The 25331-nt window shown below is 56.0% G+C and carries 30 protein-coding genes; 17 read left to right on the top strand and 13 right to left on the bottom strand.

The genetic code is table 11. The features are described from left to right. Window positions 1-2: 2 nt before the first annotated feature. Window positions 3-1244, bottom strand: a complete 1242-nt coding sequence (locus FIV08_RS09520) for a saccharopine dehydrogenase family protein (RefSeq protein WP_152438135.1) — start codon at window positions 1242-1244, stop codon at window positions 3-5. A 43-nt stretch (window positions 1245-1287) separates the two neighbouring features. Further along, window positions 1288-1701, bottom strand: coding sequence for a hypothetical protein (locus tag FIV08_RS09515; protein WP_152438134.1), 414 nt, complete (start codon window positions 1699-1701; stop codon window positions 1288-1290). 158 nt (window positions 1702-1859) lie between these two features. On the opposite strand from FIV08_RS09515, the gene FIV08_RS09510 reads away from it, so the two are divergent. Both FIV08_RS09510 and FIV08_RS09505 read left to right on the top strand, forming a co-directional pair. After that, on the top strand, window positions 1860-2189 hold the full coding sequence (locus tag FIV08_RS09510) for a hypothetical protein (protein WP_058089793.1): 330 nt from the start codon (window positions 1860-1862) through the stop codon (window positions 2187-2189). Window positions 2190-2200: 11 nt separating this feature from the next. Continuing rightward, window positions 2201-2656, top strand: a complete 456-nt coding sequence (locus FIV08_RS09505; protein WP_072677319.1) for a hypothetical protein — start codon at window positions 2201-2203, stop codon at window positions 2654-2656. Between the two features lie 30 nt (window positions 2657-2686). Here the strand turns inward: FIV08_RS09505 and FIV08_RS09500 are convergent, their stop codons facing one another. Together FIV08_RS09500 and FIV08_RS09495 are read right to left on the bottom strand one after the other, a co-directional pair. Beyond that, the gene (locus FIV08_RS09500; protein WP_061332888.1) at window positions 2687-3628 is read right to left on the bottom strand and encodes an electron transfer flavoprotein subunit alpha/FixB family protein; all 942 of its coding nucleotides are present in this window, start codon (window positions 3626-3628) and stop codon (window positions 2687-2689) included. Then, entirely contained in the window at window positions 3629-4378 is a 750-nt protein-coding gene (locus FIV08_RS09495; RefSeq protein WP_061332887.1) for an electron transfer flavoprotein subunit beta/FixA family protein, read from the bottom strand. A gap of 427 nt (window positions 4379-4805) precedes the next feature. Between FIV08_RS09495 and FIV08_RS09490 the strand changes: the two genes are divergently transcribed. Then, window positions 4806-6458, top strand: a complete 1653-nt coding sequence (locus FIV08_RS09490; protein WP_152438133.1) for an electron transfer flavoprotein-ubiquinone oxidoreductase — start codon at window positions 4806-4808, stop codon at window positions 6456-6458. A 115-nt stretch (window positions 6459-6573) separates the two neighbouring features. On the opposite strand, the gene FIV08_RS09485 is transcribed toward FIV08_RS09490, so the two are convergent. The 7 genes from FIV08_RS09485 to FIV08_RS09455 form a co-directional block, all read right to left on the bottom strand. After that, window positions 6574-7035, bottom strand: coding sequence for an FKBP-type peptidyl-prolyl cis-trans isomerase (locus FIV08_RS09485; protein ID WP_058089788.1), 462 nt, complete (start codon window positions 7033-7035; stop codon window positions 6574-6576). A 201-nt stretch (window positions 7036-7236) separates the two neighbouring features. After that, window positions 7237-7803 (bottom strand): DUF1285 domain-containing protein, encoded by a 567-nt coding sequence (locus tag FIV08_RS09480; RefSeq protein ID WP_072678216.1) that lies wholly within the window; start codon window positions 7801-7803, stop codon window positions 7237-7239. Window positions 7804-7820: 17 nt separating this feature from the next. Continuing rightward, window positions 7821-8717 (bottom strand): radical SAM protein, encoded by an 897-nt coding sequence (locus tag FIV08_RS09475; RefSeq protein ID WP_152438132.1) that lies wholly within the window; start codon window positions 8715-8717, stop codon window positions 7821-7823. 42 nt (window positions 8718-8759) lie between these two features. Continuing rightward, window positions 8760-9209, bottom strand: a complete 450-nt coding sequence (gene sixA, locus FIV08_RS09470) for a phosphohistidine phosphatase SixA (protein WP_072677324.1) — start codon at window positions 9207-9209, stop codon at window positions 8760-8762. A gap of 26 nt (window positions 9210-9235) precedes the next feature. Further along, on the bottom strand, window positions 9236-10297 hold the full coding sequence (locus FIV08_RS09465) for an NAD(P)H-dependent glycerol-3-phosphate dehydrogenase (protein WP_072677325.1): 1062 nt from the start codon (window positions 10295-10297) through the stop codon (window positions 9236-9238). Between the two features lie 54 nt (window positions 10298-10351). Continuing rightward, window positions 10352-10843 (bottom strand): STAS domain-containing protein, encoded by a 492-nt coding sequence (locus tag FIV08_RS09460; RefSeq protein WP_152439630.1) that lies wholly within the window; start codon window positions 10841-10843, stop codon window positions 10352-10354. Window positions 10844-10856: 13 nt separating this feature from the next. Beyond that, a complete protein-coding gene (locus tag FIV08_RS09455) occupies window positions 10857-12065 on the bottom strand; it encodes a PP2C family protein-serine/threonine phosphatase (RefSeq protein ID WP_152438131.1) in 1209 nt (402 codons plus the stop codon). Window positions 12066-12179: 114 nt separating this feature from the next. Here FIV08_RS09455 and FIV08_RS09450 point away from each other — a divergent pair, with 114 nt between their 5' ends. After that, a complete protein-coding gene (locus FIV08_RS09450; RefSeq protein ID WP_152438130.1) occupies window positions 12180-13664 on the top strand; it encodes an HD domain-containing protein in 1485 nt (494 codons plus the stop codon). A gap of 9 nt (window positions 13665-13673) precedes the next feature. On the opposite strand, the gene FIV08_RS09445 is transcribed toward FIV08_RS09450, so the two are convergent. Continuing rightward, window positions 13674-14684, bottom strand: coding sequence for an NAD(P)/FAD-dependent oxidoreductase (locus tag FIV08_RS09445; RefSeq protein ID WP_152438129.1), 1011 nt, complete (start codon window positions 14682-14684; stop codon window positions 13674-13676). A gap of 8 nt (window positions 14685-14692) precedes the next feature. Here FIV08_RS09445 and FIV08_RS09440 point away from each other — a divergent pair, with 8 nt between their 5' ends. The 10 genes from FIV08_RS09440 to FIV08_RS09395 all read left to right on the top strand — a co-directional run bounded on the left by FIV08_RS09440 (window position 14693) and on the right by FIV08_RS09395 (window position 23140). After that, complete coding sequence (locus FIV08_RS09440; protein WP_072677330.1) at window positions 14693-15649, top strand: acyl-CoA desaturase; 957 nt, start codon at window positions 14693-14695, stop codon at window positions 15647-15649. Beyond that, window positions 15646-16113 carry a nuclear transport factor 2 family protein gene (locus FIV08_RS09435; RefSeq protein ID WP_152438128.1) on the top strand — a complete coding sequence of 156 codons (468 nt, stop codon included), beginning with the start codon at window positions 15646-15648 and terminating at the stop codon, window positions 16111-16113. Before FIV08_RS09440 ends, FIV08_RS09435 begins: the two co-directional genes overlap by 4 nt. Next, the gene (locus FIV08_RS09430) at window positions 16110-16892 is read left to right on the top strand and encodes an SDR family NAD(P)-dependent oxidoreductase (RefSeq protein WP_152438127.1); all 783 of its coding nucleotides are present in this window, start codon (window positions 16110-16112) and stop codon (window positions 16890-16892) included. The genes FIV08_RS09435 and FIV08_RS09430 overlap by 4 nt, the downstream gene beginning before the upstream one ends. A gap of 26 nt (window positions 16893-16918) precedes the next feature. Continuing rightward, window positions 16919-18184, top strand: a complete 1266-nt coding sequence (locus tag FIV08_RS09425) for an NAD(P)/FAD-dependent oxidoreductase (protein WP_072677333.1) — start codon at window positions 16919-16921, stop codon at window positions 18182-18184. A 2-nt stretch (window positions 18185-18186) separates the two neighbouring features. Beyond that, window positions 18187-19089, top strand: coding sequence for a DUF1365 domain-containing protein (locus FIV08_RS09420; protein WP_152438126.1), 903 nt, complete (start codon window positions 18187-18189; stop codon window positions 19087-19089). Then, window positions 19077-20345 (top strand): SAM-dependent methyltransferase, encoded by a 1269-nt coding sequence (locus FIV08_RS09415; RefSeq protein ID WP_138435549.1) that lies wholly within the window; start codon window positions 19077-19079, stop codon window positions 20343-20345. The genes FIV08_RS09420 and FIV08_RS09415 overlap by 13 nt, the downstream gene beginning before the upstream one ends. Continuing rightward, window positions 20342-20866: a DUF2878 domain-containing protein gene (locus FIV08_RS09410; protein ID WP_138435550.1), complete on the top strand. Its 525-nt coding sequence runs from the start codon at window positions 20342-20344 to the stop codon at window positions 20864-20866. Before FIV08_RS09415 ends, FIV08_RS09410 begins: the two co-directional genes overlap by 4 nt. After that, window positions 20863-21600, top strand: a complete 738-nt coding sequence (locus FIV08_RS09405; RefSeq protein WP_152438125.1) for a hypothetical protein — start codon at window positions 20863-20865, stop codon at window positions 21598-21600. The genes FIV08_RS09410 and FIV08_RS09405 overlap by 4 nt, the downstream gene beginning before the upstream one ends. Before the next feature lie 79 nt (window positions 21601-21679). After that, on the top strand, window positions 21680-22492 hold the full coding sequence (gene xthA / locus FIV08_RS09400) for an exodeoxyribonuclease III (protein WP_152438124.1): 813 nt from the start codon (window positions 21680-21682) through the stop codon (window positions 22490-22492). An 18-nt stretch (window positions 22493-22510) separates the two neighbouring features. Beyond that, on the top strand, window positions 22511-23140 hold the full coding sequence (locus tag FIV08_RS09395; protein ID WP_061332869.1) for a TetR/AcrR family transcriptional regulator: 630 nt from the start codon (window positions 22511-22513) through the stop codon (window positions 23138-23140). Window positions 23141-23143: 3 nt separating this feature from the next. On the opposite strand, the gene FIV08_RS09390 is transcribed toward FIV08_RS09395, so the two are convergent. Next, window positions 23144-23563, bottom strand: coding sequence for a phasin family protein (locus FIV08_RS09390; RefSeq protein WP_061332867.1), 420 nt, complete (start codon window positions 23561-23563; stop codon window positions 23144-23146). 352 nt (window positions 23564-23915) lie between these two features. Here FIV08_RS09390 and FIV08_RS09385 point away from each other — a divergent pair, with 352 nt between their 5' ends. The 3 genes from FIV08_RS09385 to FIV08_RS09375 all read left to right on the top strand — a co-directional run bounded on the left by FIV08_RS09385 (window position 23916) and on the right by FIV08_RS09375 (window position 25314). Further along, window positions 23916-24353 carry a YeeE/YedE family protein gene (locus FIV08_RS09385; protein ID WP_152438123.1) on the top strand — a complete coding sequence of 146 codons (438 nt, stop codon included), beginning with the start codon at window positions 23916-23918 and terminating at the stop codon, window positions 24351-24353. Window positions 24354-24357: 4 nt separating this feature from the next. After that, the gene (locus tag FIV08_RS09380; protein ID WP_106696031.1) at window positions 24358-24795 is read left to right on the top strand and encodes a YeeE/YedE family protein; all 438 of its coding nucleotides are present in this window, start codon (window positions 24358-24360) and stop codon (window positions 24793-24795) included. Between the two features lie 90 nt (window positions 24796-24885). Further along, window positions 24886-25314: a TIGR01244 family sulfur transferase gene (locus FIV08_RS09375; RefSeq protein WP_152438122.1), complete on the top strand. Its 429-nt coding sequence runs from the start codon at window positions 24886-24888 to the stop codon at window positions 25312-25314. Window positions 25315-25331 lie beyond the last annotated feature (17 nt).

Here is a 25331-nt window from a genome sequence, read left to right as displayed (position 1 = left end):
CCTCAGCGGGTTTCTAACACGTCGAAAGTCAGGCCAGCTTTGCTGGTCAGGCGGTCCAGCAGTTTGCCATCCAGCATGGAAGCCGGCGTCCAGAAACCGCCCTGGTCATCGTCTGACAAATCAAACGCCAGGCACAGGCCTGCCTCGCCCAGCATTTTGGCCGTGGAACCGTAACCCGGATCCCGGTCGCCCGTGACTTTGGTGATGATGGTCTTGCCGTCTGTGGTACGCCCCACAAAACGCAGATCATAGAAGCCGTTCTCCTGGTCTTCCGGGCTTGGGCCCTCACCGGGCTTGGGTACCAGCTTCTCAACCACCCAACGGGTTGGCTTGATGGCGGAAGCGGTAAAGAATGCGCCAAGTGCGGCGGTGATGCCGTAAGCGGTCAGGCGGCCTTTGGCGCCCTTTCCGGTCATCATGGCTTCGTCGTAGGTGAATTCCTGACCGTAACGCGCATTCTGAAGCGCGTTTGAACGGTGAACCACGCGGGTGTTGATGGCACCCATTACAAACGGCGCCAGCCACACGTCAAAGTCTTTGTCGTACTCTGCGGTTTTCAGGCTGGGCTGGCGTACCTTGGAGCGGTGGCCCTCCGGGCAGATCGAGAAGGGATTGGCCAGCTCCTTACGCAGTTTCGGATCGGCGCCGGCTTCTTTGGCCACGTTAATCATGGATGCCACGGTGCCGCCTGACAAACCGCCCTTGGCGACCTTCACCCGCATGCGCACATCCTGGCAGGTTTTGCCGAAGGCTTTCTCAGCCTGCTGCTGCAGGAACCAGACGCCCATATCAGACGGGATTGAGTCGAAACCGCAGCAATGGACAATGCGAGCACCGGTTTTCCTGGCCTGGGCTTCATAGCCCTCGACCATCCGACGAATCCACTGCACCTCGCCGGTCAGGTCGCAATAATCGGTGCCAGTGTCCACGCAGGCCTTGATCAGCGGTTCGCCATACAACGCGTATGGGCCAACGGTGGAGATCACCACGCGGCTCTGTCGGCACATGCCCGCCAGTGCGGCATCGTCGGCCGCGTCTGCCACCAGAACCGGCAAGTCCGCAGCCTGAGCACCCAGTTCGGCTTTGAGGGCATTCAGCTTGCCCTCTGAACGGCCAGCGATCGCCCACTTCACCTTGCCGGACGCGCCATAGTTCTCTACCAGGTATCGGGTCAGAATCTGGCCCACAAAGCTGGTGGCACCAAATACCACCAGATCATAGTCTGCCTGCTTGGAATTCGTCATTACATGTCCTTTTTGGTTTGCGTGTACGAATATCTCTGATCGATCAGGATTGGCGAGACACTTTTGCTGCCATCAGCACCATAAATACGGCCACTCCCAGCCCCCAGAAGCCGTTAAGAATGAGACCACCTACCCAAGTCTGGGCTGATACTGCCAAACCCTTCATCGGAAAGACAACCAGCATCGCGACGGCGGTTGGGCCGACGGCACCCAGTATCACATGGCCGAGCCAGTACAACGCTCCTTTCAGGCGGCCGGCGATGGCCCATATCGCGAAACCCCATAACCCGCCAAAGAATGCCAGTGAGATCACCGATGGTACCCCCAATGGCGGTACGGGAGTAAGGTTAAATGGCGCAGCGGGTACGACACCCGCCAGGTAAAACACGGCAAATAGCCCCTGATGGAAAATCAGTGTTGCCAGAAAGCCCGCAACAAACGCCTTTATCCAGACCATAATGGATTCCTTTCAAGTTTCATTGAATTGATGGTAACAGGTTTAAAACCGGCACGACTTTCCCGGATACACCATGACAGGCGTCCGGCCGGCCAATCGTTTGTCATACAGCTTGTTGCACACTGTGGCGCATAATGACACAAGTGTGGAGGCATCCCTTGATCATCTTTTTGACCATCACAAGCCTGATATTGCTGGCCATCAGCGGTTTACTGCTTTGGCAACTGCTTGAACAGCGCAAAATGATCAATAACATGCTGGAAAACGAGGATATCAGTGATATCCATCGCGAACCGGAACTGGTGCTTACGTTGAGGGTGCTGGATCCGATTGCCCTGGCAAAGCGCGAATCCCGAACCGGCCGGGCTCTGGCAGACAAACTGCCGGTTATGACCCGAAAAATGGTCTATCAGGAAGTCATGAAAGAACTGGAAAGCGAGCTGTTTGAGCGGGATATTGACGTTGAAATGCACATTGAGTATCGCTGAGGAGCACGGCTATGGTCTCTCAGGTTCTGATCATCATTTGCCTCGCCGGCACTGCAACGCTTCTTTTTTCAGGGTTCCGTCTGTCGAACCAAACCCGAAAACGGTTACTGATTCTCAATGCCCATCGAATTGCGGCCCGTAGCGCCATCCAGAAGAGCAGGATGGACCTGGCGGAAGTGCGCAACCGGGCCCGACTTCTCGAAGATACCGTCTCAGGCGGCGCTTCTGCGGTTGAGAAGGTGCATAAGGCGATAGCCAACACCACCTTCGGTCTGATCGACATGTTCTCTAAGGATGAAGAGTTCAAAGACAGCACCCGTAAGGCCCGGCAAACTCATCACCAGAAAAGTGAGCAGGTTTATCAGGCGGTGAGAACCACCAATCGTGCCCTGCACATCCTGGCAGACACGCTGATTATCAGCAAAGCGGAAAAGCGCATTGCTTCGAAACCAAAAAAGGCGCCCTGAGGCGCCTTTTTTAATCAAACTATCAGAAAGTTACAGGACTTTCTTCAGTTCTTCTTCCAACTGCGGTACGGCTTCAAACAGATCCGCAACCAGGCCGTAATCAGCAACCTGGAAGATCGGCGCTTCTTCATCCTTGTTGATCGCAACGATCACCTTGGAATCAGACATACCGGCCAGGTGCTGGATGGCACCGGAGATGCCGACTGCGATGTACAGCTGCGGCGCAACGATCTTGCCGGTCTGGCCAACCTGCATGTCGTTGGGTACGAAACCTGCGTCAACCGCGGCGCGGGATGCACCAACGGCAGCGCCCATCAGGTCAGCAACCTGCTCCAGCATCTTGAAGTTGTCGCCGTTCTGCATGCCGCGGCCACCGGAGATAACGATACCGGCAGAAGCCAGATCCGGACGGTCAGACTGGGCTTTCTCTTCACCAACGAAGGAAGACAGGCCTGCGTCTTTTACAACGTCCAGCTGCTCAACGGAGGCGGAACCACCTTCGGCAGCTACCGGGTCGAAACCGGTCGGGCGTACCGTGATAACCTTGATGGCGTCGCTCGCCTTAACGGTGGCGATGGCGTTACCCGCGTAGATCGGACGAACAAAGGTGTCCTCGGATTCAACGCGCACGATGTCAGACACCTGGGCCACGTCCAGCAGCGCAGCAACGCGCGGCATGAAGTCTTTACCGGTAGTACCGGCAGCAGCCAGGATGTGGCTGTAGCCTTTACCTACTTCGGCAACCAGCTCGCCCAGGTTTTCGGCCAGGAAATGACCGTAGGCAGCGTTGTCGGCAACCAGTACCTTGTTCACGCCTTCTGCCTTGGCAGCGGCTTCAGCGACGGCGCCTACGTTCTCACCGGCAACCAGCACGTCGATGTCACCACCGATGGCCTTGGCAGCCGCTACAACATTCAGGGTAGCCTGCTTGAGGCTGCTGTTGTCGTGTTCAGCAATTACCAGGATGCTCATTTAGATCACCTTCGCTTCGTTCTTCAGTTTGTCCACCAGCTCAGCTACGTCAGCCACCTTGATACCAGCCTGGCGTGCTGCCGGGGCTTCGACCTTCAGGGTGGACAGGCGCGGGGCGATTTCAACACCCAGATCGGCGGGGCTCACGGCGTCCAGCGGCTTCTTCTTGGCCTTCATGATGTTCGGCAGAGAAGCGTAACGCGGCTCGTTCAGGCGCAGGTCAGTGGTAACAACCGCAGGCAGGTTCAGAGCAACAGTCATCAGACCGCCGTCTACTTCACGGGTTACGTTAACCTTTTCGCCATCAACAACCACTTCGGAAGCGAAAGTGCCCTGGCCCATGCCAGTCAGAGCAGCCAGCATCTGGCCGGTCTGGTTGTTGTCGGAATCGATGGACTGCTTGCCAAGAATAACCAGCTTCGGCTCTTCTTTCTCAACAACAGCCTTCAGCAGCTTGGCCGCTTCGAGGGACTGAACTTCTTCGTCAGTCTCGATGTGGATACCACGGTCAGCACCCAGAGCCAGAGCAGTACGGATTTGCTCCTGAGCAGCTTTCGGTCCAATGGATACAACAACGATTTCACTGGCAACGCCCTTCTCTTTCAGACGAACCGCTTCTTCAACAGCGATTTCGCAGAACGGGTTCATTGCCATCTTGACGTTGGCGAGGTCAACACCGGTGTTGTCCGGCTTGACGCGCACCTTCACGTTGTAGTCGATAACTCGTTTTACAGCGACCAGAACCTTCATAGATTCCTCGTTCTTCTACGATGGGTTTAATGACTCGCAATCCTTAACGGGGAGCCTGCTGGATAGTGCGCAGTAATACTGCAGGCTACTGTCTACAGGGTCAATAGCCCCATTCGACGCATCAGGACTGCCTTCACAGCCAATAGACCGGGTTGACCCGGCCTGGCAATGAGACGATACTAAAAATCGACTCAAAACACACGACATTTCGGTGTATACGTACAATGCCAAAGGTAAACGCAAATTTCAAACAAACGTTTGTTTGATTCCTGAAATGCGTTATCCTTTCGGGACAAAGGGCCTGTGTTTCGGGCTTGGGGCTGTCGTCTATAGGCACTTTTACCGGTATGATGTCGCCCCTGAATGAATTGAGTTAGGCCTGCGGGCAAACAACACCCACTAAAAAAAGCTGTTTGAGGAGACCAACGTGGAACGCGAATCGATGGAATTTGATGTTCTGATCGTCGGCGGCGGCCCTGCTGGCCTGTCTGCAGCCTGCCGCGTGATGCAACTGGCGCAGGAAGCTGGCGAAGAACTGACTGTTTGTGTGGTTGAGAAAGGTTCCGAAATCGGCGCGCACATCCTCGCCGGTACGGTATTTGAGCCCACAGCCCTGAACGAACTGTTTCCGGACTGGAAAGAAAAAGGCGCGCCGCTGAACACGCCGGTTACCCGGGATGACATTTTCCTGCTCAAGAACCAGGAAAAAGCCACCAAGATTCCCAACGCCTTTGTGCCCAGGAACATGCACAACCACGGCAACTACATCATCAGCCTTGGTAACCTGTGCCGTTGGCTGGCTGAACAGGCTGAACAGCTGGGCGTAGAGGTTTACCCGGGGTTTGCTGCCTCTGAGACCATTATTGAAGATGGCCAGGTTAAAGGCATCATCACCGGTGACATGGGCGTGGCCCGTGACGGTTCCCAGAAAGACGGCTACATGCCCGGCATGGAACTGCGCGCCAAGTACACCCTGTTTACCGAGGGCTGTCGTGGTCACCTGGGCAAGCGCCTGATCAACGATTTCAAGCTGGACGAAGGCAAAGATCCACAGCACTACGGTATCGGTATCAAGGAACTGTGGGACATTGACCCGGCCAAACACGAGCCCGGCCTGGTGGTTCATACCACTGGCTGGCCGCTGAACGAGTCCGGTTCCACCGGTGGTTCCTTCCTGTATCACCTTGAAAACGGCCAGGTTTATGTCGGCCTGATCACCGATCTGTCTTACAGCAACCCGTATCTGAGCCCGTTCGAGGAATTCCAGCGCCTCAAGCACCATCCGGAAATCAAGAAGTATCTGGAAGGCGGCAAGCGCGTTGCCTACGGCGCCCGCGCCATTTCCAAAGGTGGCTACAACGCCCTGCCGAAGATGAGCTTCCCGGGCGGCCTGCTGCTGGGTTGTGACGCCGGCACCCTGAACAGCTCCAAGATCAAAGGATCCCACACCGCCATGAAATCTGGCCTGCTGGGCGCCGAAGCTGTGTTTGAAGCCCTGAAGGAAGGTAAATCTGGCGAAGAGATCACCAGCTTCCAGAAGCGTTTTGAAGACAGCTGGCTGTACAAAGAGCTTTACGCTGAGCGTAACTTCGGCCCGGCCATGCACAAGTTCGGTAACGTTGTAGGCGGCGCCATTGCCTTCTTCGAGCAGAACATTCTGCGTGGCAGCCTGCCGATCACCTTCCGCGACACCACTCCGGACTACGCCACCCTGAAGCCAGCGTCTGAGTGCAAGAAGATCAGCTATCCGAAGCCGGATAACAAATTGACCTTCGATCGCCTGTCCTCGGTGTTCATTTCCAACACCAACCATGAGGAAGACCAGCCGGTTCACCTGAAACTGACCGACCCGGACATTCCGCTGAAGGACAACCTGCCCAAATACGACGAGCCAGCGCAGCGTTACTGCCCGGCCGGCGTATACGAAGTGGTCGAGAAAGACGACGGCAGTGGCAAGAAGTTCCAGATCAATGCCCAGAACTGTGTTCACTGCAAGACCTGTGATATCAAGGATCCTGCCCAGAACATTACCTGGGTAACGCCGGAAGGCGGCGGCGGCCCGAACTACCCGAACATGTAAACGAGTAGACTAGCCAGAAAATGCCGGAGCTCGCCTCCGGTATTTTTTTGCCACAAAAAAACCAAAAAAAACGGCTCCCGCAGGAGCCGTTTTCTTATCAACCTTTCGGAAGAGATCAGTGCACGTGGCCGTGCTCCTGCTCTTCGTCAGTTGCTTCGCGAGCTTCTACCACTTCTACGTCGAAGTGCAGAGTCTGGCCCGCCAGCGGGTGGTTGGCATCAATTGTGACGGTTTCGTCGCTGACTTCCACAACACGAACGATCTGGGGACCGCCCGGAGTCTGAGCCTGGAACTGCATGCCCGGCTCGATGGTGTCTACGCCTTCAAAGGCAGAGCGCGGAACCGGCTGAATCAGCTCTTCGTTGACTTCGCCATAGCCTTCGGCGGGAGCAACGGATACTTTCACCTGATCGCCTGCGTTCTTTTCGTTCAGCGCACTTTCCAGTCCACCGATAATGTTTTGTGCACCTTCCAGGTAAGACAGCGGCTCACGGCCTTCTACACGGGAGGAATCGAGTTGCTCTCCCTGGTCGTTAGTGAGCGTGTAATGGATGGTGACAACACGAGGTTGGGCCATGTGATCTCCTTGCGTGTCGCAATGACTGTGTATTTAGATTGTAGGCAATCGAAAGTGTTCGTGAACAGCCATACTGCACAGAGGGACTAACGACCACCGGGCCTCGTTAGAGAGCCAGGCTCGGTAACAAGTATGAAAATACAGTTTAACAAGTGACAGACTGCGTTTTCTACCCTATTTATAGAGGCGAACTTCCGCTTTTCAACCGCCCTGCCCGATTTTCCAGAATTTTCCGTGACTAAGCACGCCATACTGGGTTTCCCCATTTTCGTGCCGTTCTTCCACCAGATCAGCCAGCTCGTAGAATGCCGCCGTCACCAATCGGGCCTCAATACCGTGGCGGACGTAAACCACTGGGCGGGGCTCATCGCTGTTCGGGTACTGGCTCACTGCCAGGGGATGCTCGGGCCCTATTTCAAGAATCTCACCTACGCTGGTGGTTAGTGAGAGCACTTGCCCTGCGCCCTCTCCTTTGCGCCCCAGGGAGTGTGCCAACAAGGGGGTGTCTTCTACCTGGATGCGCCATTTCTCGACAGGTGTGACCAGGTAATGGTGCCCGTCGTCTTCCCGGCGCAAAATGGTTGAGAACAGTTTAACCGTGGCTTCCCGCGCGATTGGGGCTCCCTGGTAAAGCCACTGGCCGTCGCGGGTGATCACCAGGTCCATGTCGCCAGACAACTCCGGATGCCACTGGTGCAGTGGCGGAAGGCCCTTTGCGCTACTGTGTTGCTTTACTGAACGTTCGATATCATCAGGCTTCATGTTCATTGGCGGAAACTCCCAAGTTACAGGCCGCGCATCCATTCGGCACGCAGCGGCGCGGCGCCGGGGTCGCGAATAGCAAGGTCAACTTCGCCGAGAAGTCGCTGCTTATCGCGCCCAAGGGTGCCCTTGAGGACCAGGTAATTGGATGCGTGATCACTACGGAATATGGTGCTGTCCAGTTCCAGGTGCTCGAGAAACACCCGAATCTCTTCGAACAGACCCTGCTGGCTCAGGGGAACGAAGTCGTCGCCGAAACCGGCGCGAAAGCGCTCCTCACCCTGGGGAAAGCTCACTACCAGTGTGGACAGGTAATCGGGCTGAGTCTCGTTGCAAAGAGTGGCTGTGTTGATAGCATGCTGCCGGGAGAGCACCTCGCCACCCAGACCATTGAGCACCATCACAGAGCTGGTCAGCCCTGCCTGCTTTATCTTCTCCAGCGCCGACCGGGTGGACTCCCAGGTTTCGCCCTTGTTGATCCGGCGAAGCACTTCGTCATCACCCGATTCCATACCGACGTACAAAATGCCCAAACCGGCTTCCCGCAACTCGACAAGTTCTTCCACGGATTTTTTGGCCAGGTTGCGAGGCAAACAGTAACTCGACACCCTGCGCAGGCCAGAGAAAGCCTGTTTAAGGTCTGCCAGTATCTCCACTAACCGGCGTGTTGGCAGCACCATGGCGTCGCCGTCTGCCAGAAACACCCTAGGTACAGTTTCGAAGGCCTCAGCGGCCCGGGCAATATCCCGGCGAATATCGTCGGGTTTGCGCGCGCGGAATTTTTTCTGGGGTTGGGTGTACATTTCACAGAAGGTGCACTGGTTCCAGGAGCACCCGTTGGTTACCGGCAGTATCAGCGATTTGGCTTCACTCGGTGGCCGGAACACCGGCTCAACGTATTCAATCGGAAAGCTGTACATGGCGTCTTAGCAACAAATCAGGGAAGTTGGGTATGGGTAAGATCAGGGCAAAAACTGGGCTTTCAAGTCTGCGCAGCCGGGTCCTACCACTGGCATGTCGAGCAACACCGCCTGCCCAGTCATGAACGGTATACCTTTGCGGTGGCCATCTACCAGCAGGGTGGACAGACAGCCAACGAACGGCATGTGAGACACCAGCATCAGCGGCGAGGCCTTGTTCTCCAGCAGCAGATCGAGGCACTTTCCGGGATCGTCATCCGGGGTGATGACCGGGCATTCTTCAACCGGGCAATTGAGCACTTCAGACACGATCGCGGCGGTCTGACGGGCGCGAGTGTACGGGCTTGACCAGATTCGCTCCGGCCGCCAGGGGGATTTGGCAATCTGTGCAGCCACAGAGGCGACTCCGGCCCGGCCGGCTTCCGTCAGCTCCCGTTCCTGGTCCAGGGTGTGCCAGCCGGCCTCACCATGGCGCATGATGATAAGATGCAAGGTTACCCTCCCTGCCCGGCGCGGGCTTACTGACTGATGGTACGGGGCAGAATAAACTCAACGTCGGAATTCTGGACAGCCATCATCAGGCTGTTGATGACCGCGTTGATGGAGGCGCCTTCGTACAGGATTTCATAAAGCCCCCTCACCAGAGGCATATAAATGCCAATGGCCTCCGATTTCTCACGGACCAGCTTCAGAGTATAGATACCCTCGGCTACCTGCCCCAGCTCCTGTGCGGCTTCGTCAAGCTTCTTGCCTTTACCGACCGCATACCCAACCCGGAAGTTCCGGCTTTTGTTGGAGGTACAGGTGGCAATCAGGTCGCCAACGCCTGCCAGCCCCATGAACGTCATCGGGTTGGCACCCAGGCTGACCGCAAAACGGCTCATTTCCGCCAGGCCACGGGTAATGAGCATTGCCTTGGCGTTCTCACCCATTTCCAGGGCGTTGGCCAGGCCCGCCACGATTGCGTAAATGTTCTTCAGTGCTCCGGCCAGCTCCACCCCATACACGTCGACGTTGGCGTAAACCCGGAAGTACTCGCAACCGAGCAGCTCCTGAATGGCCCGTCGCACATCTGGATCTTTGGCGGCAATGACGGTGGCCGTCAGCTCCCGATTAACAATCTCAGCTGCCAGGTTAGGGCCGCTGAGTACGCCGGTGCGGCAACGTGGAATCTCTTCCTGAAGAATTTCGCTCATCAGCTTGAAGCCATGCTCTTCGATGCCCTTGGTCAGGCTGACAACAATCTGGCCATCCCGGAATACCTGGCTGTTTTCGCGGATAACAGCACGAAATGCCTTTGACGGGATGGCGACCAGCACCACCTCGGCTTTACGGACGGCGTCTGCAAGATCGGTGGTGGGCTGGATATCACCTTCCAGGGTGATACCTGGCATATAGCGTTTATTGATGCGGTGCAGACGAATATCTTCGGCTTGCTGTTCATCACGCATCCAGAAGTGGACCGTGTGGCCATTCTCGCCAAGCACCTTGGCCATAGCAGTGCCAAAACTGCCGCCACCCAGAACGGCGACGTCACGAGAGCCCGCGCCGGCGGTGCGGTAGGTTGCGTTTTCAGACATATCTGTTCCGTTTTGTTGCTTCAGGGGCACTGCAAGGAATGCGTAACCGAACGTTCAGCCCGGTTCTTCGCACTCCAGTGCGCGCACCAGGTTCTTGAATTCTTCCCTGTTCTTGCTGTTCATGCTCATCAATACTTTGTGAGCATCGAGCACTTTATCTCTGACCTGCTGTTCACTGGCCTTCAATACGGGGATTTCTTCGAGCTCTTCAATTCTGGAGGCAGGCTCCCGGACAATGATGAAAATCTTGTCGAAGCCCATAGAAGCAATAATGCGGGTAATATCGGGGTTGGTCGAGATCAGAGTTGGTAAAAACTGGCTTTGCTTCTGCGCCGAAAGGGCTATTTTGGCCAGCAGGCCCAGGGTGGTGCTGTCGATGATTTCCGTTTCGGTGAGATCGACCACAACCGTTTTGAACTGGGGATCACGGGTGATGGACTCAACCAGATTATCCAGCGTCGAACACAGGTTCAGCCGGATTTCCCCAATAAACTTCAGGACATAGATTCCCTGCTTCTCAGCTTGCAGGATTTTATAACCAGCCATTTTCACACTGCCACTAAGTCGACGACGTGTTGTCTGAACCGTTTATGGTATCAGTTACCGATACTATCGCGATATCGTCCGGCAGCTCCGAGATTTTACCAAGCCCCAGAGCATCGCTCAGCGATGCGATAGTGTGACTACCTCCTGATACGAGTTCAAGTAGTGTCTTCTCCTTTTCATCCAGGGATTTTGCCGGAATCACTTCCAGAATCCCGTCTGAAAACAGCAACAGCCGGAACGGCTTGTCCAGCTTGACCTCGTAAACCTCCCACTCTGGTGCCTCGAACAACCCCACCGGGAGCCCACTGCCTTCCAGAAAGCGGGTTTCGCCGCCCTCGAACGACAAAATCGGCATCGGGAAGTGGGCACCAACCGCATAATTTAATGTACGGGTAGAAATCGAAATAATGCCTACAAATACGGTTACGTGCTTACCGAGACCGGTATCCAGAAGCTCCGAATTTATCCTTTCCAGAAACCTCTCTGGATACAGAATATCGTCGCTGGACTGGCGCCTCATATTGCGTTGCAGGCGATTGGTCAGGTTCTTGAGCAACACCGTGACAAACGCCGAGCTGGCGCCATGCCCGGAGACATCGGCAATGTAAACCAATACCTTGTCTTCGGTAATACGAAAATAATCCAGAAAATCGCCGCTCAGGTAGAGCGAAGGCTTGATCAGGTGATCGACCTGCAAACCGGACAGGCGCAGCTCGTGGTCCGGCAGCATCTTTAACTGGACCTTGCGCCCGGCATTTTGGTCAGCTCGCAGCTCCGCGATACCAGTACGTAGTTCCCGATTGGCTTCTTCAAGTTCCTGCCGGTAAAGCTGGTTCAGGCGATTCACCCTTACCCGGTCAAACAGTTTGCCGATAACGTCGTCCAGGGCGCCCTTGTCGTCGTTACAGGGTTTAAGAACAACATCCGCTGCACCTGCTCTGAGGGCCTGGACAATCTCCGCACTGGACTCACTGCAGGTACAGGCAACGATAGGCGTAAAGCTGTCGGCTTCATCCAGCCGCCTTGACAGCTCCCGGATGGCCTCGGGGGGCAAATCCGCAAAGATGACATCAGGAATGTTATCTTCGAAAAGGCTTCGGGCGGCGCTGACATCGGGAAATCCAGTCACGTAGAAGCCTCTCGCTTCAAGGTAGCGGGACAAATCCGATCTAGCCTGTTCGTTGGCGTCAATAATCAGAATGCGCTCGGTGCGCGAGGTCATGTTGATTGCCTTAAACTACCAGCGATAAAAGAGAAATTGGCTTCATAACGCCTATTCTGGCATGCCCCTGTGATATAACAAGGGCCGTGTCATTAAATTGGGAGATTTGTAACCATGCGACGTGCCGTCAACGACCTGCTCGGAGCCTACGACAAGCTCATCATGGACCCCGTGCACGGCGGCATCCCCCTGTATCGGCATGAAATCCAGGTGATTGACCATCCCCTGTTCCAGCGCCTGAGAAACATCTGCCAGAACGACATCCTGAGCCTGGTATTCCCCGGCGCGACCCACTCCCGATTCCTGCACAGCATTGGCGTAATGCACGTGGGCACCCGTATGTTTCGCTCGATGATAGACGCCTACCTGCGGGAAAGGCAGCTCAGCGAACGCACAGACCTGAGCCTGAGCCAGCTGGACGCCATAGATTACCTGGCCAAAACCATCCGCCTTGGTTGCCTGTTGCACGACAGCGGTCACTCCAGTTTTTCGCACCAGTTCACCCAGGCCCGCCGCATCCGGGATCTGATGTCTCGCCCCCAGCGTTTCCGGGACCTCTGGCGCGGGGTCGATTTCACTCGCTATCACCCGGATGAACCCGGAGAACTGGAGCATGAACATTATTCCGTCCGGGTTGCCCATGACGTGCTTTCATCGGTAGATCTGGATAACGCTGGGCTGAACGCCGTCGATGTGATTGGCATCATGGAGACCACCGACGTAACCCCAAGCGACACCTTTTGCCGCCACGCCCGCACTTTCTGGGAATTCATTGCCGGCGAAGATGCCGTCGCCGGCACCATCGGCGAACAGGACGTGCCGGCCCTGGTCATGGGGTTGCTGTCGTCCATCGTGTCCGGTGAGATCGATGCTGACCGGGCAGATTACATGCTGAGGGATGGTTTCCACAGTTCCGTTACCATCGGCGGGTTCAACCTGGACCACCTTCTAAGCAACCTGAGGTTTGGCTGGGATGTGTCCGAACCCTGGATGGGCCTTGCGATTACCCAGAAAGGCCTGGGTGCCCTGGAAGATTTCGTTTACAGCCGGTATCAGATGTACCGGAAAGTCTACGCCCACAAAACAGCCCTGGGTTTCGACTGGCTGCTGCGGGAAGCCATCAACGAAGTACTGGAAGACCCGGAAAGCTTTGACTGGATCGACACCTGCCTGAGTGATATGAAGTACTTTGCCGAGCTGACCGATAACTTCTTCTGGGAAGCCTTCCGGAAAGTGGCCCGCAAGCAGCCGAAAAGTTACTCATTCTGCATTGTAAACCGGGTGAAGCTGCACCACCTCGATACCCGGGAAAATCTCGACAAACAGCAGATTGCCGACCACAGCCACTGGCTGGCCGGCGAGCTGGCCATGGACCCGGGCAACGTGGTGACCTGCTCCATGCGCGCCCGTTTCTCGAATATCCAGGACAACTTCAACGGCATAAAAGTATTGGTGAAGAATCCGATTTCCCGGGAGCGCTCACTGCGCAAGATTACCGAGGTCAGCGCGTTTTTCTCGAAGTTTGGTGACGGCACCATCACCCATTTCTACAGCCGGCCGGAAGTCACCAGGATGGCGCCTCCCGACATGCTGGAATAGGCTGGTGCGCTACCGAATCGCGGCAACCAAACGGGTGGCGCTTTCCCACGCGCCTTCCACCCGGCCGCCAGCCAGCCAGTCGCCCGCCAGCCCGACCCCATTCTCGGCATCGTACCGATAGCCGGGCTGACTACTCCAGGCCGACCGGGCATAAAGCCAGCGGTGGGCCACCGTCTCATCGGGTCGGGCATCGGCACCGGTTAACGCCGCGAATTCGCCCACCAGGGCGTTACTGACATGGCCCGGCTCTGCATCCACGTGGGCCTTGGTCCACTCCGGGGTGGCATGCAGTACCCACCATTGTCCGGAATCATTCCGGCCCGGCTTGGAGGAATTGTTGGCAACCCAGTAGAGCACCTCAGAGTGCGGGCGCATGGCGTCTGCGTTCACGTCAGGTGGCTCCGAAAAGTGAGCCGCCACTGCCCAACACGGGAGAATCTGATCAACGGGGTTTTCCAGCTCTTCCGCCAGCCCGTCAAGCTGGCTTGCCAATAACAGCTCCCGGGCCTGGGCCGGGGGCGCGGTGATGATCACCTGATCGAATACACCGTGGTTCAGTCCTTCTGTACACACCAGTTGCCACTGGTTACCGGAACGCTCCAACCGTTCAATTCTCACCCGGGCAGTTACGTCAACGTGAGCAGACAATGCACGGGTGATGGCGGTCATTCTCGGTACGCCAACATAACGCTTCTCTTCCGGAAACGGCTGCCAGTTCAGTGTGTCGTCCTGAAAACGAAATCTTGCTGGCCACTCGCGGAAAGCGTCGCTTCCCGCCCAGCGCTGCAAGAACGAAAGAAACTCAGGATTGCGGGCGGTAAAATATTGAGCACCAACATCGGCAGAGCCACTACCAACTCTCTTGGAGGCCATACGACCACCCGGCCCGCGACTTTTCTCAAACACCGTGACACTATGGCCCAGTTGGCCAAGTAAAATGGAAGCCGTAAGGCCTGCCAGACCTGAACCGATAACCGCTACGCTGCGTATTGATGTGGTGTCTGATGTCACTTTAAGCATGGTTGTATATGGCCCGATTGAATTACTGGTTAACAAACATTCTGAGATGGTTCGATTCCGAAGCCGGTTCAGATCACCTGGACTCCAGCTCCAGATCCTTTAACTGGGTGAGAGTGCTGCCTTTTATCGCATTGCATCTTGCTTGCCTACTCGCATTTTTCACTGGCGTCAGCGCGTTTGCCATCGTGTTTGCCGCAGTCTTTTTTGTCATTCGGATGTTTGCCATCACTGGCTTCTATCATCGCTACTTTTCCCACAAGACATTCAAGACCAGTCGAGCCGCCCAGTTCGTGTTTGCCGTACTGGGCGCCAGTTCGGCCCAGCGGGGCCCATTGTGGTGGGCCGCTCACCACCGCCATCATCACCAGCACTCCGATAATGCCGAAGACCTGCACTCCCCCCACCACGGCGGGTTCTGGTGGTCTCACGCTGGTTGGTTTACCTGTGATGCCGGTTTCAGCATGGATGAACGCCGGGTACGCGACTGGTTGAAATTTCCGGAACTCAAGTTTATCAACCGTTTCGATTCATTGATCCCGGTGGCGGCAGCCGTGCTGATCTACCTACTTGGTGAAGCCCTGGCGGTTTGGGCACCGGGGCTGGGCACCAATGGTTTGCAACTGCTGGTTTGGGGATTTTTCATCTCAACGGTGTGCTTGTTCCACGCGACGGTATCCATCAACTCCTTGTCGCACGTGTGGGGAAAACGCCGGTTCGAAACCGACGACGACAGCCGAAACAATTTCTGGCTCGCGCTCATTACGCTGGGCGAAGGATGGCACAACAATCATCACCGGTGGCCACAATCCGTGCGCCAGGGGTTCCGGTGGTATGAAATAGATATTACCTGGTACGGGCTTTGGGCATTGTCCAAGCTCGGCATAGTGTGGGATTTGAATCCGATACCGGCACATATCCAGAAAGAAACCCGTGAATTGGACGAACAGAGGAGGAAGCGCAAATGACAACTGCTTCTGCCATCGAGGTCGGCTCACCGAACCCCGCCCTGCCAGCTGTGCTCGACCAGTTCTGCGCCCTGTTCAATCAGCTGGATAAGGGCAATCTGCACAAACTTCAGCAGGTTTATGGTGAAGACATCGAGTTTCAGGATCCATTTGGAATGGTGAATGGCCTGGATGAGCTGACGAATTACTTTGCCGGCGCCTATGGCAACGTTATCCGCTGTCAGTTCCGCTTCAACAGCCCGGTGATCCAGGACTCCTGGTGCACCATTCCCTGGGTAATGGAGTTACAGCACAAGCGCATCAAAGGGGGAAAAACCGTAGAGGTTGAGGGTATCAGCCACCTCCGGATTCTGCACGGTCGGGTACGGTACCACCGGGATTACTTCGATGCCGGCCAGTTACTCTATGAAAATCTTCCGGTAGTGGGCGGTGTGATCCGCTGGGTCAAGGAGCAGGCAGGATGAGCAGACGCCTGGAAACCGCCAGCAACATATGGCTGACCGGCGCATCATCCGGTATTGGCGAGGCACTGGCGAAACAACTTGCCACCCACGGTCACAGGCTGATTGTCACCGGGCGCCGAAAGGAGCCACTGGATGCCCTGGTAAATCAGCATCCCTCACAGTTGCTGGCCGCCCCCGCCGACACCACCAGTAAGAGTGACCTTGAGGCTTTGAAGGATTCTCTGGGCCACTTTGGTGATCTGGATATGGCGATACTCAATGCCGGTACCTGCGAATACCTGGAAATCGCCGAGTACGACAGCCGCGTTATTGAAGCCAACATGATTACCAATGTGGTTGGCACCGCCCGCAGCCTGGATATCGCGCTTCCAGCTCTCAGGGCCACGAGGGCCAAAGGTAAACCGACAACACTGGTGATCGTCAGCTCGTCGGCCTGGTGGTTTCCATTTGGCCGGGCAGAGGGTTACGGCGCCTCAAAGGCTGCCCTGACCTACTTTGCTCACGCGCTGCGTGCCGATTTGGCGGCAGAAGGCATCGACGTGGTGGTGGTTTCACCGGGCTTTGTGAAAACACCTCTGACGGACCGTAACGACTTCCCCATGCCATTCATCATCAGCGCCGAAGATGCAGCCCACCGCATCGTTAAAGGGCTTGAAAAGGGTAAAACAGAAATCGCCTTTCCCCGGCGTTTTACCTGGCTGCTCAAAGCGCTGGGCGCCTTGCCTCGAGGCCTTGTGGATCGCATGGCCGCATCCATGGCCCGTAACAACCACTCTTGAACACTTTGGTAACAGGAAAAGTTTGCATGAACCCGAATCGTCAGCGTATTGCTGTGATTGGTGCCGGTGTATCCGGCTTGACGGCGGCCTGGCTGCTTAGCGAAAAACACGACGTTCAACTGTTCGAGGCTGGCGATTATGCGGGTGGCCACACCAACACCGAGCAGGTTGAGGCTGGCGGGCGCGTTTGGCCGGTGAACACCGGTTTTATCGTGTTCAATGACTGGACCTACCCGAATTTCATCAAACTGATGGACCGCCTGGGGGTGAAATCGGAAGTCAGTAACATGAGCTTCAGCGTGGACTGCCATGTGTCTGGCCTGCAGTACAACGGGACCAGCCTCAATACGCTGTTTGCCCAGCGCAAGAACCTTCTTAACCTGAACTTTCTGAAGATGATCCGGGAAATCCTCCGGTTCAACAAGGAAACCCGCGCCGATCTCGCTGCCGGCCAGATTCCAGAAGGTGAAACCCTGGGCGAATACCTGAATCGCAACCGCTACAGCCGTTATTTCCGGAACAACTACATTGTTCCGATGGGTGCTGCTATCTGGTCTGCCCCGGAAATCGTATTGGAGCAGTTCCCGATCCGGTTTTTCCTCCAGTTTTTTAACAATCACGGCATGCTTTCGGTGGACGACCGCCCAACCTGGCGGGTGATTTCCGGCGGTTCCGCCACCTACGTGAACAAGATGATGGCGCGGCTGGGCGACCGCACTCACCTGAACAGTCCGGTAACGGCGATTACTCGGGACGAAGAAGGCGTCATCATTGTGGTGAACGGCCAACAGCACCGGTTCGATCAGGTTGTGCTGGCCTGCCACAGCAACCAGGCGTTGGCGATGTTGAACGATCCGACCGACCAGGAACGGGACATCCTTGGTGCCATCGGCTACCAGAAGAACGATGTAGTGTTGCACACCGATGCCAGCGTTTTGCCATCCACCCGGCTGGCCTGGGCAGCCTGGAACTACATGATTCCCGAACACAGCACCCAGCCGGTGTCGGTGACCTACAACATGAATACCTTGCAGAACTTCGATGATGCGCCTGAAACCTTCTGCGTTACGCTCAATCGAAGCCACGACATCGACCCCGCCAAAGTCATCAAGCGATTTGAATACGACCATCCGGTATTTACCCTCGAAGCCGTGGCCGCCCAGGAGCGCTATGACGAAATCGGTAACCGGAACCGGACCCACTACTGTGGCGCCTACTGGTTCAACGGCTTCCATGAAGACGGTGTACGCAGCGCATTGCGCGTTACCCGTGCGTTCGGGGTGGAGCTCTGATAATGGCCAGCCAGTGGCTAGAAGGCACTATAAGACACCGGCGTAAGATTCCGGTTTTGCACGAGTTTAAGTACAAGATCGGTATGCTGGCGTTAGACCTGGATGACTGGGAGACCATCACCTCTTCTAGCCCGTTCTTTTCCCTGGAACGGTTTAACTGGATGTCTCTGTACCGGCGGGATTACCTGAACCCGGAAGTGCCCAGCCTGCGCCAGGCAGTGCTCAACCAGGTGAAAAGCGCCACTGGCTGGGCACCGGACGGCCCAATAGAGCTGATTACTCACCCGCGCTACCTGGGGTACGTTTTCAATCCCGTCAGCTTTTACCTGTGTTACAACCACGGCGAAAGCCCCCGAAATGGCGACGTTCCCCGAGTGATTCTGGCGCAGATTACCAACACCCCCTGGAAGCAGCGTCATGTTTACTGCCTTGAGTGCCATCAGCCCGGAGCTACCCTGGCCGGCGCGTGGCATACCGAACGCTTTGCCTTCAGCAAGCGCTTTCACGTGTCCCCGTTTAACGGCATGGATCAGCAGTACCAATGGCTGTTCAGTTTCAAAGACTCCGAGCTACGTATTCACATGAACGTGCAACAGGGACAGGAAAAACATTTTGATGCCACCCTGGTAGTCCAACGCAGCCCGTTTGATCGTAGAACATTGCACAGAAGCCTGAGGCGTTTTCCCCTGGAAACCCTCAAAGGCACCGCCGGCATTTACTGGAATGCCCTGAAGCTGAAGCTCAAGGGCGCGCCTTTCTACACCCACCCGGACAAGCTGGACAAAACGGACAGCCAATATCGAAAGGGCGTGGAAGATAAAGGCGCAGAGATCACTTTAACACCGGCACCCAGGCACTCAGAGTCAGATGATATAGCGGGAAGGGTAAGCTCATGGAGAACCTGAACACATCCGTAGACAGCCAGCGCACCAGCCAAACGCCGCTGGTGAGCCGTATTGCAAAACAGCTTGTCTGCCAGCAGCTGTCACAACTGGCCCACGGCAAACTGGTGGTCAAGGAACACGGTGCTGAGGATCTCGTCTATGGTGACGGAGACCCGCAGTATCCGGCAGCGGAACTGGTCATCCATGATCACACCACCTGGCGTGATCTGGTGACTGGTGGCAGCGTTGGGGCCGCCGAGTCCTTCGTTGCAGGGGACTGGAGCTCCCCGGACCTGACCGCCCTGCTGCGTTTTTTCAGCAGAAACCTGGACACCATGAATGCCTTTGAAGACAAGTTCAGCTGGGTAAGCAAGCCGACCCTGAAAGCGCTGCATTGGCTGAACCGCAACACCCCTGCCGGTTCACGCAAGAACATCAGTGCCCACTACGATCTGGGTAATGAATTGTTCCAGCTCTTTCTCGACCCAACCATGATGTATTCATCTGCCATTTACCCGAGCGCGGACTCAACGCTCGAAGAAGCCGCCGTCTACAAGCTGGATACCATCTGCAAGAAGCTGGACCTGCAACCAGAAGACCGTGTGATCGAAATAGGCACCGGCTGGGGCGGGTTTGCCATTCACGCCGCCAAGCATTACGGCTGCCACGTAACCACGACCACCATCTCCCGGGAGCAACTTGAGCTGGCCAAAGAGCGGGTGAAAGCCGAAGGACTGGAAGACCGTATTACCCTTCTGTTTGATGACTACCGTGACCTGACCGGGCAATTCGACAAGCTGGTGTCGATCGAAATGATTGAGGCCGTTGGACCGCAGTTCCTGGACAGCTACCTGGCCCAGATAAGCACGCTGCTCAAGCCGGACGGCCTTGCCCTGGTACAGGCTATTAATATGCCAGAGCAGCGTTACGACCGGGCCCTGAAGAACGTCGACTTTATTCAACGGTACATTTTCCCGGGCAGTTTCATACCCTCATTCGGAGCCATTATCGCGTCCATGCGCCGCGGATCCGACCTGGTGCTTACCCACTCCGAAGACTTCGGTTTCCATTACGCCCGCACCCTGCGGGATTGGTGTGATCGGTTCATGGCAAACCGGAACGCCCTGCTTGAACGAGGCTACGACGAGGCCTTCCAGCGTCTATGGCACTTCTACTTTGCCTACTGTGAGGCTGGCTTCAGCGAACGGGCCATTGGTGTGGCTCACCTGGTGCTGGCCAAACCCGCCAACAAGCGCGCCAACATACTCAGTTTATGATCACCTCAGACACCGCCCGCAACATCCTGAACTTCGTCCTGTTCCAGACAGGCTGGCTTGTATGCGTTCTGTTTCCTGGCCTGGCGGCTGCAGGGCTGGTGCTGGTGTTTCTGGCAGCACACTTTGTGCTGGTCAGTCAGAAGCGGTTTTCCGAACTCCAGTTCATCGGCTTCGGGGTGGTGCTTGGCAGCCTGATGGATACACTCTGGTTCCGGACCGGTGTACTGGGCATCAACGGTTCCGATGAAGTCCTGGTTGCGCCCCCCTGGCTGGTCGCTATCTGGGCCATATTCATGACCACCCTATGCCACTCACTGGGCTGGATAGCGCAACGCAAATGGCTACCGTTTGTGTTTGCGCCGATCGGAGGGCCGTTCGCCTATTGGTCCGCCAGCAAACTGGGTATCGTCACCCTGCCCGACCTCACGATCTCTCTGGCCGCCATGGCTGTAGGGTGGTTCCTGTTATTCCCGTTGCTGCTTTACGTTCGGAAGACCCTGTATTCGGAGTTGCAGCCATGATTCGCTCAGCCATTACCTTCAGCGCCCTGACCATTCTGGTACTGCCCGTAAACGCCAACCAGTTCGTGTTCACCGGCACAGCCAAGAGTAACGGTAGCACGTTGCTTTACCAGGAAATCCATCAGGTTGAGGGCCATTGTGCGGAAGGCATCTTCGAACCCCAAACTCACTCAGTGAACTACCGAAAGGAACCTGGCGAGGCCCCATTCGCAACCAAACAGATGAGCTATGAGGACTCTTCGCTCCGCCCGAGCGTGGATTTTCAGCAACCAGACTTCAACGAGACGCTGGAAATTACCTATCCCGAGCCAGACCGCCTGGCTATTGAATGGCAGACCCCGGCCGGCGAAGTTGAGAGGTACGGGGTAAGCTTCGATGACCAATTAGTGGTGGATGCCGGTTTTGATCATCTGGTCCGGGCCAATTGGGGCAAGGTTACCCGGGGGGAGTCGGTGGAGTTTCGCTTCCTGGGCCCGACACGGGGCGAGCATTATGGGTTTGTACTGGAACCCACTAGCAATAACCAACTGAACTCCGATGTTGTCCTTCGCATTCGCCCCACCAGCCTCGTTCTCCGGTTTCTGGTTGACCCTATCGTGCTGGGGTACAACAAAGAGGGCGCACTAACCGAGTACCTGGGCCTTACCAACATCCGTGAAAATGCAGACGCCAATTTCACAGCGCACATCCGCTACGAGGTGGAACAATACCCGGATTGTGAACTGACGCCCTGAACCCGGCCCGGCCGCCAAACAGATAACCGGCCATGGTGTGGTAAACTCTCGGGCAAAACGTACCGGAGACTTCGCCCCCATGATGTTTGTGTCGTTTAACGTCAACAGTATCCGCACCCGTCTGCACCAGCTTGAAGCTGTGATCGAGCAACTGAACCCGGATATCATCGGGCTTCAGGAAACCAAGGTCACTGACCAGGAATTCCCGGTAGATGACATCCGCAAACTCGGCTACCACGTGCACTTTCACGGCCAGAAAACCCATTATGGCGTCGCCCTGCTCTCCCGGGCAGAGCCCGAGTCGGTCCAGAAGGGATACAGCACCGATGACGACGATGCCCAGCGCCGCCTTATAACCGGTCGCTTTACCGTGAAGGGAGAGCCGCTGACCGTGATCAACGGCTACTTCCCCCAGGGTGAGAGCCGGGATCATCCGGTGAAATTTCCCGCAAAACAGAAGTTTTACCGGGATCTGATGGCCTACCTGGACGACTTGAAGAGCCAACCTGGCCATGTGATTGTCATGGGCGACATGAACATCTCGCCCACAGACAAAGACATCGGCATTGGCGCGGATAACGCCAAGCGCTGGCTGCGCACCGGGAAATGCAGTTTTCTGCCAGAGGAACGGGAATGGCTTGCCCAGGTTGAAAGCCGGGGTTATACCGACGTCTTCCGCCACCTGCACCCGGACGAAGCCAATACCTTCAGCTGGTTTGACTACCGTAGCAAAGGCTTTGAACGGGACCCTAAACGGGGCCTGCGAATTGATCTGATTATGGCCAGCGACAGCCTGCTGCCCAAAGCCACAGAGGCCGGCGTATCCTATGATATCCGAGGCATGGAGCGGCCATCAGACCACTGCCCGGTATGGGCGCGGTTTGACCTCTGAGGAATCGATTCAGCGATTATGAAAAAAATCAAAACCAGGGACAGGATTCTCGGCACCAGCCTGGCGCTGTTCAACAGCCTGGGCGAGCCCAATGTCACCACCCTGCTGATCTCCGATGAGCTGGACATCAGCCCGGGCAACCTCTATTACCACTTCAAAAGTAAAAGCGACATTGTCGACGAGCTGTTCCAGAGCTTTGAAGCGGAAATGGTGGACTTACTCGCGGTGCCGGACGACGCCGATATTTCACTGGACCAGTTCAGCTTTTTCCTGCATTTGCTGTTTGAGGCTGTCGCCCGATATCGTTTTCTGTATCAGGATCTGGTGAACGTGCTGTCTCGCTACAGCCAGCTGCAAGTGCGATTTAAACGGATTCTGGCGAAGAAAAAAAATGCGTTTCGGGTTTTGTGTGAGAGCTTTCAAAGCCAAGGGGTCATGACCATCAGTGAAGACGAGCTGCTCTCACTGTGCGAACAGCTCACCCTGACGGCCTGCTATTGGAGCAGCTTTGACACGCTGTCCCATCTGGATGACCGGGAATCGGTAGATCCGGGCAAGGGAGTGTATCAAATGCTGCACCTGATCCTTCCGTACCTGGCGGAACAGGAGCAACAGGAGATTCAGCTGACCAGCCGCAGCTACCTTTGAGGGTTATTCTTCTTCATCCGAGGCTGGTGAATCACCCCGCAATCTGGCCAATTCGCTTTCCAGCGCTTCAATCCTGCGCTCCATCGCTTCAATTTCCTCGCGCCGGTGAATACCAAGGCGACGCAAAGCACCGGATACGCGCTGGTCGAACATGTGCTCAAGCTTGTCCCAGGTTCCGGTCGCCTTTTCCTTAACCTCACCAACGCGACCCTCTACGGTCTTGATCTGCTTTTCCACCACGCCCCGGGTCCTGGTTTCCAGTTGCTCACCCTCCTGCACCAGGCGCTCAAAAAACTTACCCGCGTCTTCCTCGGCCTTGGTGTATGCACCCAGACCCGCAAGCCAGATCTGGCGGGCGGAATCCTTGATTTTGTCCGCCAGCTGCGGATCATTTTCCGGGTTTTTATCGTCGTGGTCTGACATGAATACCTCTTGGCAACAAAGCGGGAACGGTCTGGCCCCATTGTATTACAGCCAAACGGGGATTTCAGTGGTCATACACACCTCCCTGAAACCCGCATAACGAAGGGGCGCAGTATAAACACCCAAGGCATATGAAAAAATGTTTTCAAACGAAAGCCGCTCTCACTTGAACTGCTCACATTATGGTCAATACTTCCCGTTACCGGCATCCCAGTTGATGTCGGTTTGTCTGGAAGTCTTTCATGGATACTACTCGCACGCCTCTGCCCGGCATTCCTTGCCGGGCTTTTTTTTTGGTATTATCGCCCATACTTATAAGCTTATTCCTCAAAGCGAAACTTGGAGCACGTAAATGATTGAGATTGCTTGGAGCCAGTTTACCCCTGGCACTGCACTGACTGGCGGTATTCTGATTGGGCTGGCCACCGCCAGCTTCCTGCTTCTGAACGGCCGCATTGCCGGCATCAGCGGCATACTCGGCGGTTTGCTTACCCCCACCAGAAGCGACATTCTGTGGCGAATTGCCTTTCTTGCCGGGCTGATTGGGGCACCAGCGATTTGGACACTGGCAGGCCAGTTACCACCTATCGAAATCAACGCCGGTTACCCTGCCCTGATTGTCGCCGGCCTGCTGGTGGGCATTGGAACACGCTATGGGTCTGGCTGTACCAGCGGTCATGGGGTTTGCGGTTTGTCCCGGCTGTCTGTTCGTTCCCTGGTGGCCACCCTCAGCTTTATGGGCATGGGGTTCGTGACCGTTTATGTTATCCGTCACCTGATTGGAGCCTGAAGCCGTGAAATATCATATTGCTTCCCTGTTTGCCGGCCTGATTTTTGGCCTTGGTTTGATTGTTTCCGGTATGGCCAACCCGGAAAAAGTCCTCGGATTTCTGGATATCGCCGGTGCCTGGGACCCATCCCTGGCCTTTGTCATGGGCGGTGCGGTTGTTGTTGGGCTGATAGCCTTCACCATCGCCCGCAGACGTACATTGTCATTCCTGGGCTTCAACATAAAGCTCCCCACCAACACCCAGATCGATAAACGGCTGGTTGTCGGTAGTATGATGTTTGGGGTCGGCTGGGGTATTGCCGGATTCTGCCCGGGGCCGGCTTTGGTTGCCTTTGGTGCGGGCGAAATCAAAGGCGTGGTCTTTGTTGCATCGATGGTCACAGGTATGATTCTGTTTGAAATTGCTGAACGTATAAGGGCATCATCCGGTCATAACGCCTAACTGCTGCGCAACACGAACCGATCACAGCATTGCGCCGGGCCCCAAGGGGCCCGTCGTTAAATCCCCGGCCATCAACCATTGGAGCCCCAAGTGGATATCAGAAAGATTGATGAAACCCTATCGGTAGCCCCCCAGATTTCGGTTCAGGATGTTGCCGAAATTGCCAGGCTCGGCTTCCGGACCCTGGTTGCAAATCGCCCGGACCGTGAAGAGCCCGGCCAACCCGCCATGGCGGACATAGAAGCGGCAGCGCGGGAACATGGCCTGGAGTGGGTATTCCTCCCGGTGGAGTCTGGCAACATCACCGATCAGGACGTTGACCAGTTTACGCCGATGATCCGGAATGCCGATAAACCCGTACTGGCCTTCTGTCGGTCTGGAACCCGCTGTACCGTGCTGTGGGCCCTGAGTGCCGCACGGGAAACCCAGCCGGAGGAGATTCTGTCCAAAGCTCATCGCGCGGGATATGACATCACGGGCCTTATACCGCGATTGGCACAGCAGGCTGGCAAGCATTAACCCACCACCATCGGATA

Origin of the sequence: Marinobacter sp. THAF197a (assembly GCF_009363275.1) — a bacterium.
Classification (GTDB): domain Bacteria; phylum Pseudomonadota; class Gammaproteobacteria; order Pseudomonadales; family Oleiphilaceae; genus Marinobacter.
This window is presented reverse-complemented; position numbering and strand designations above follow the sequence as displayed.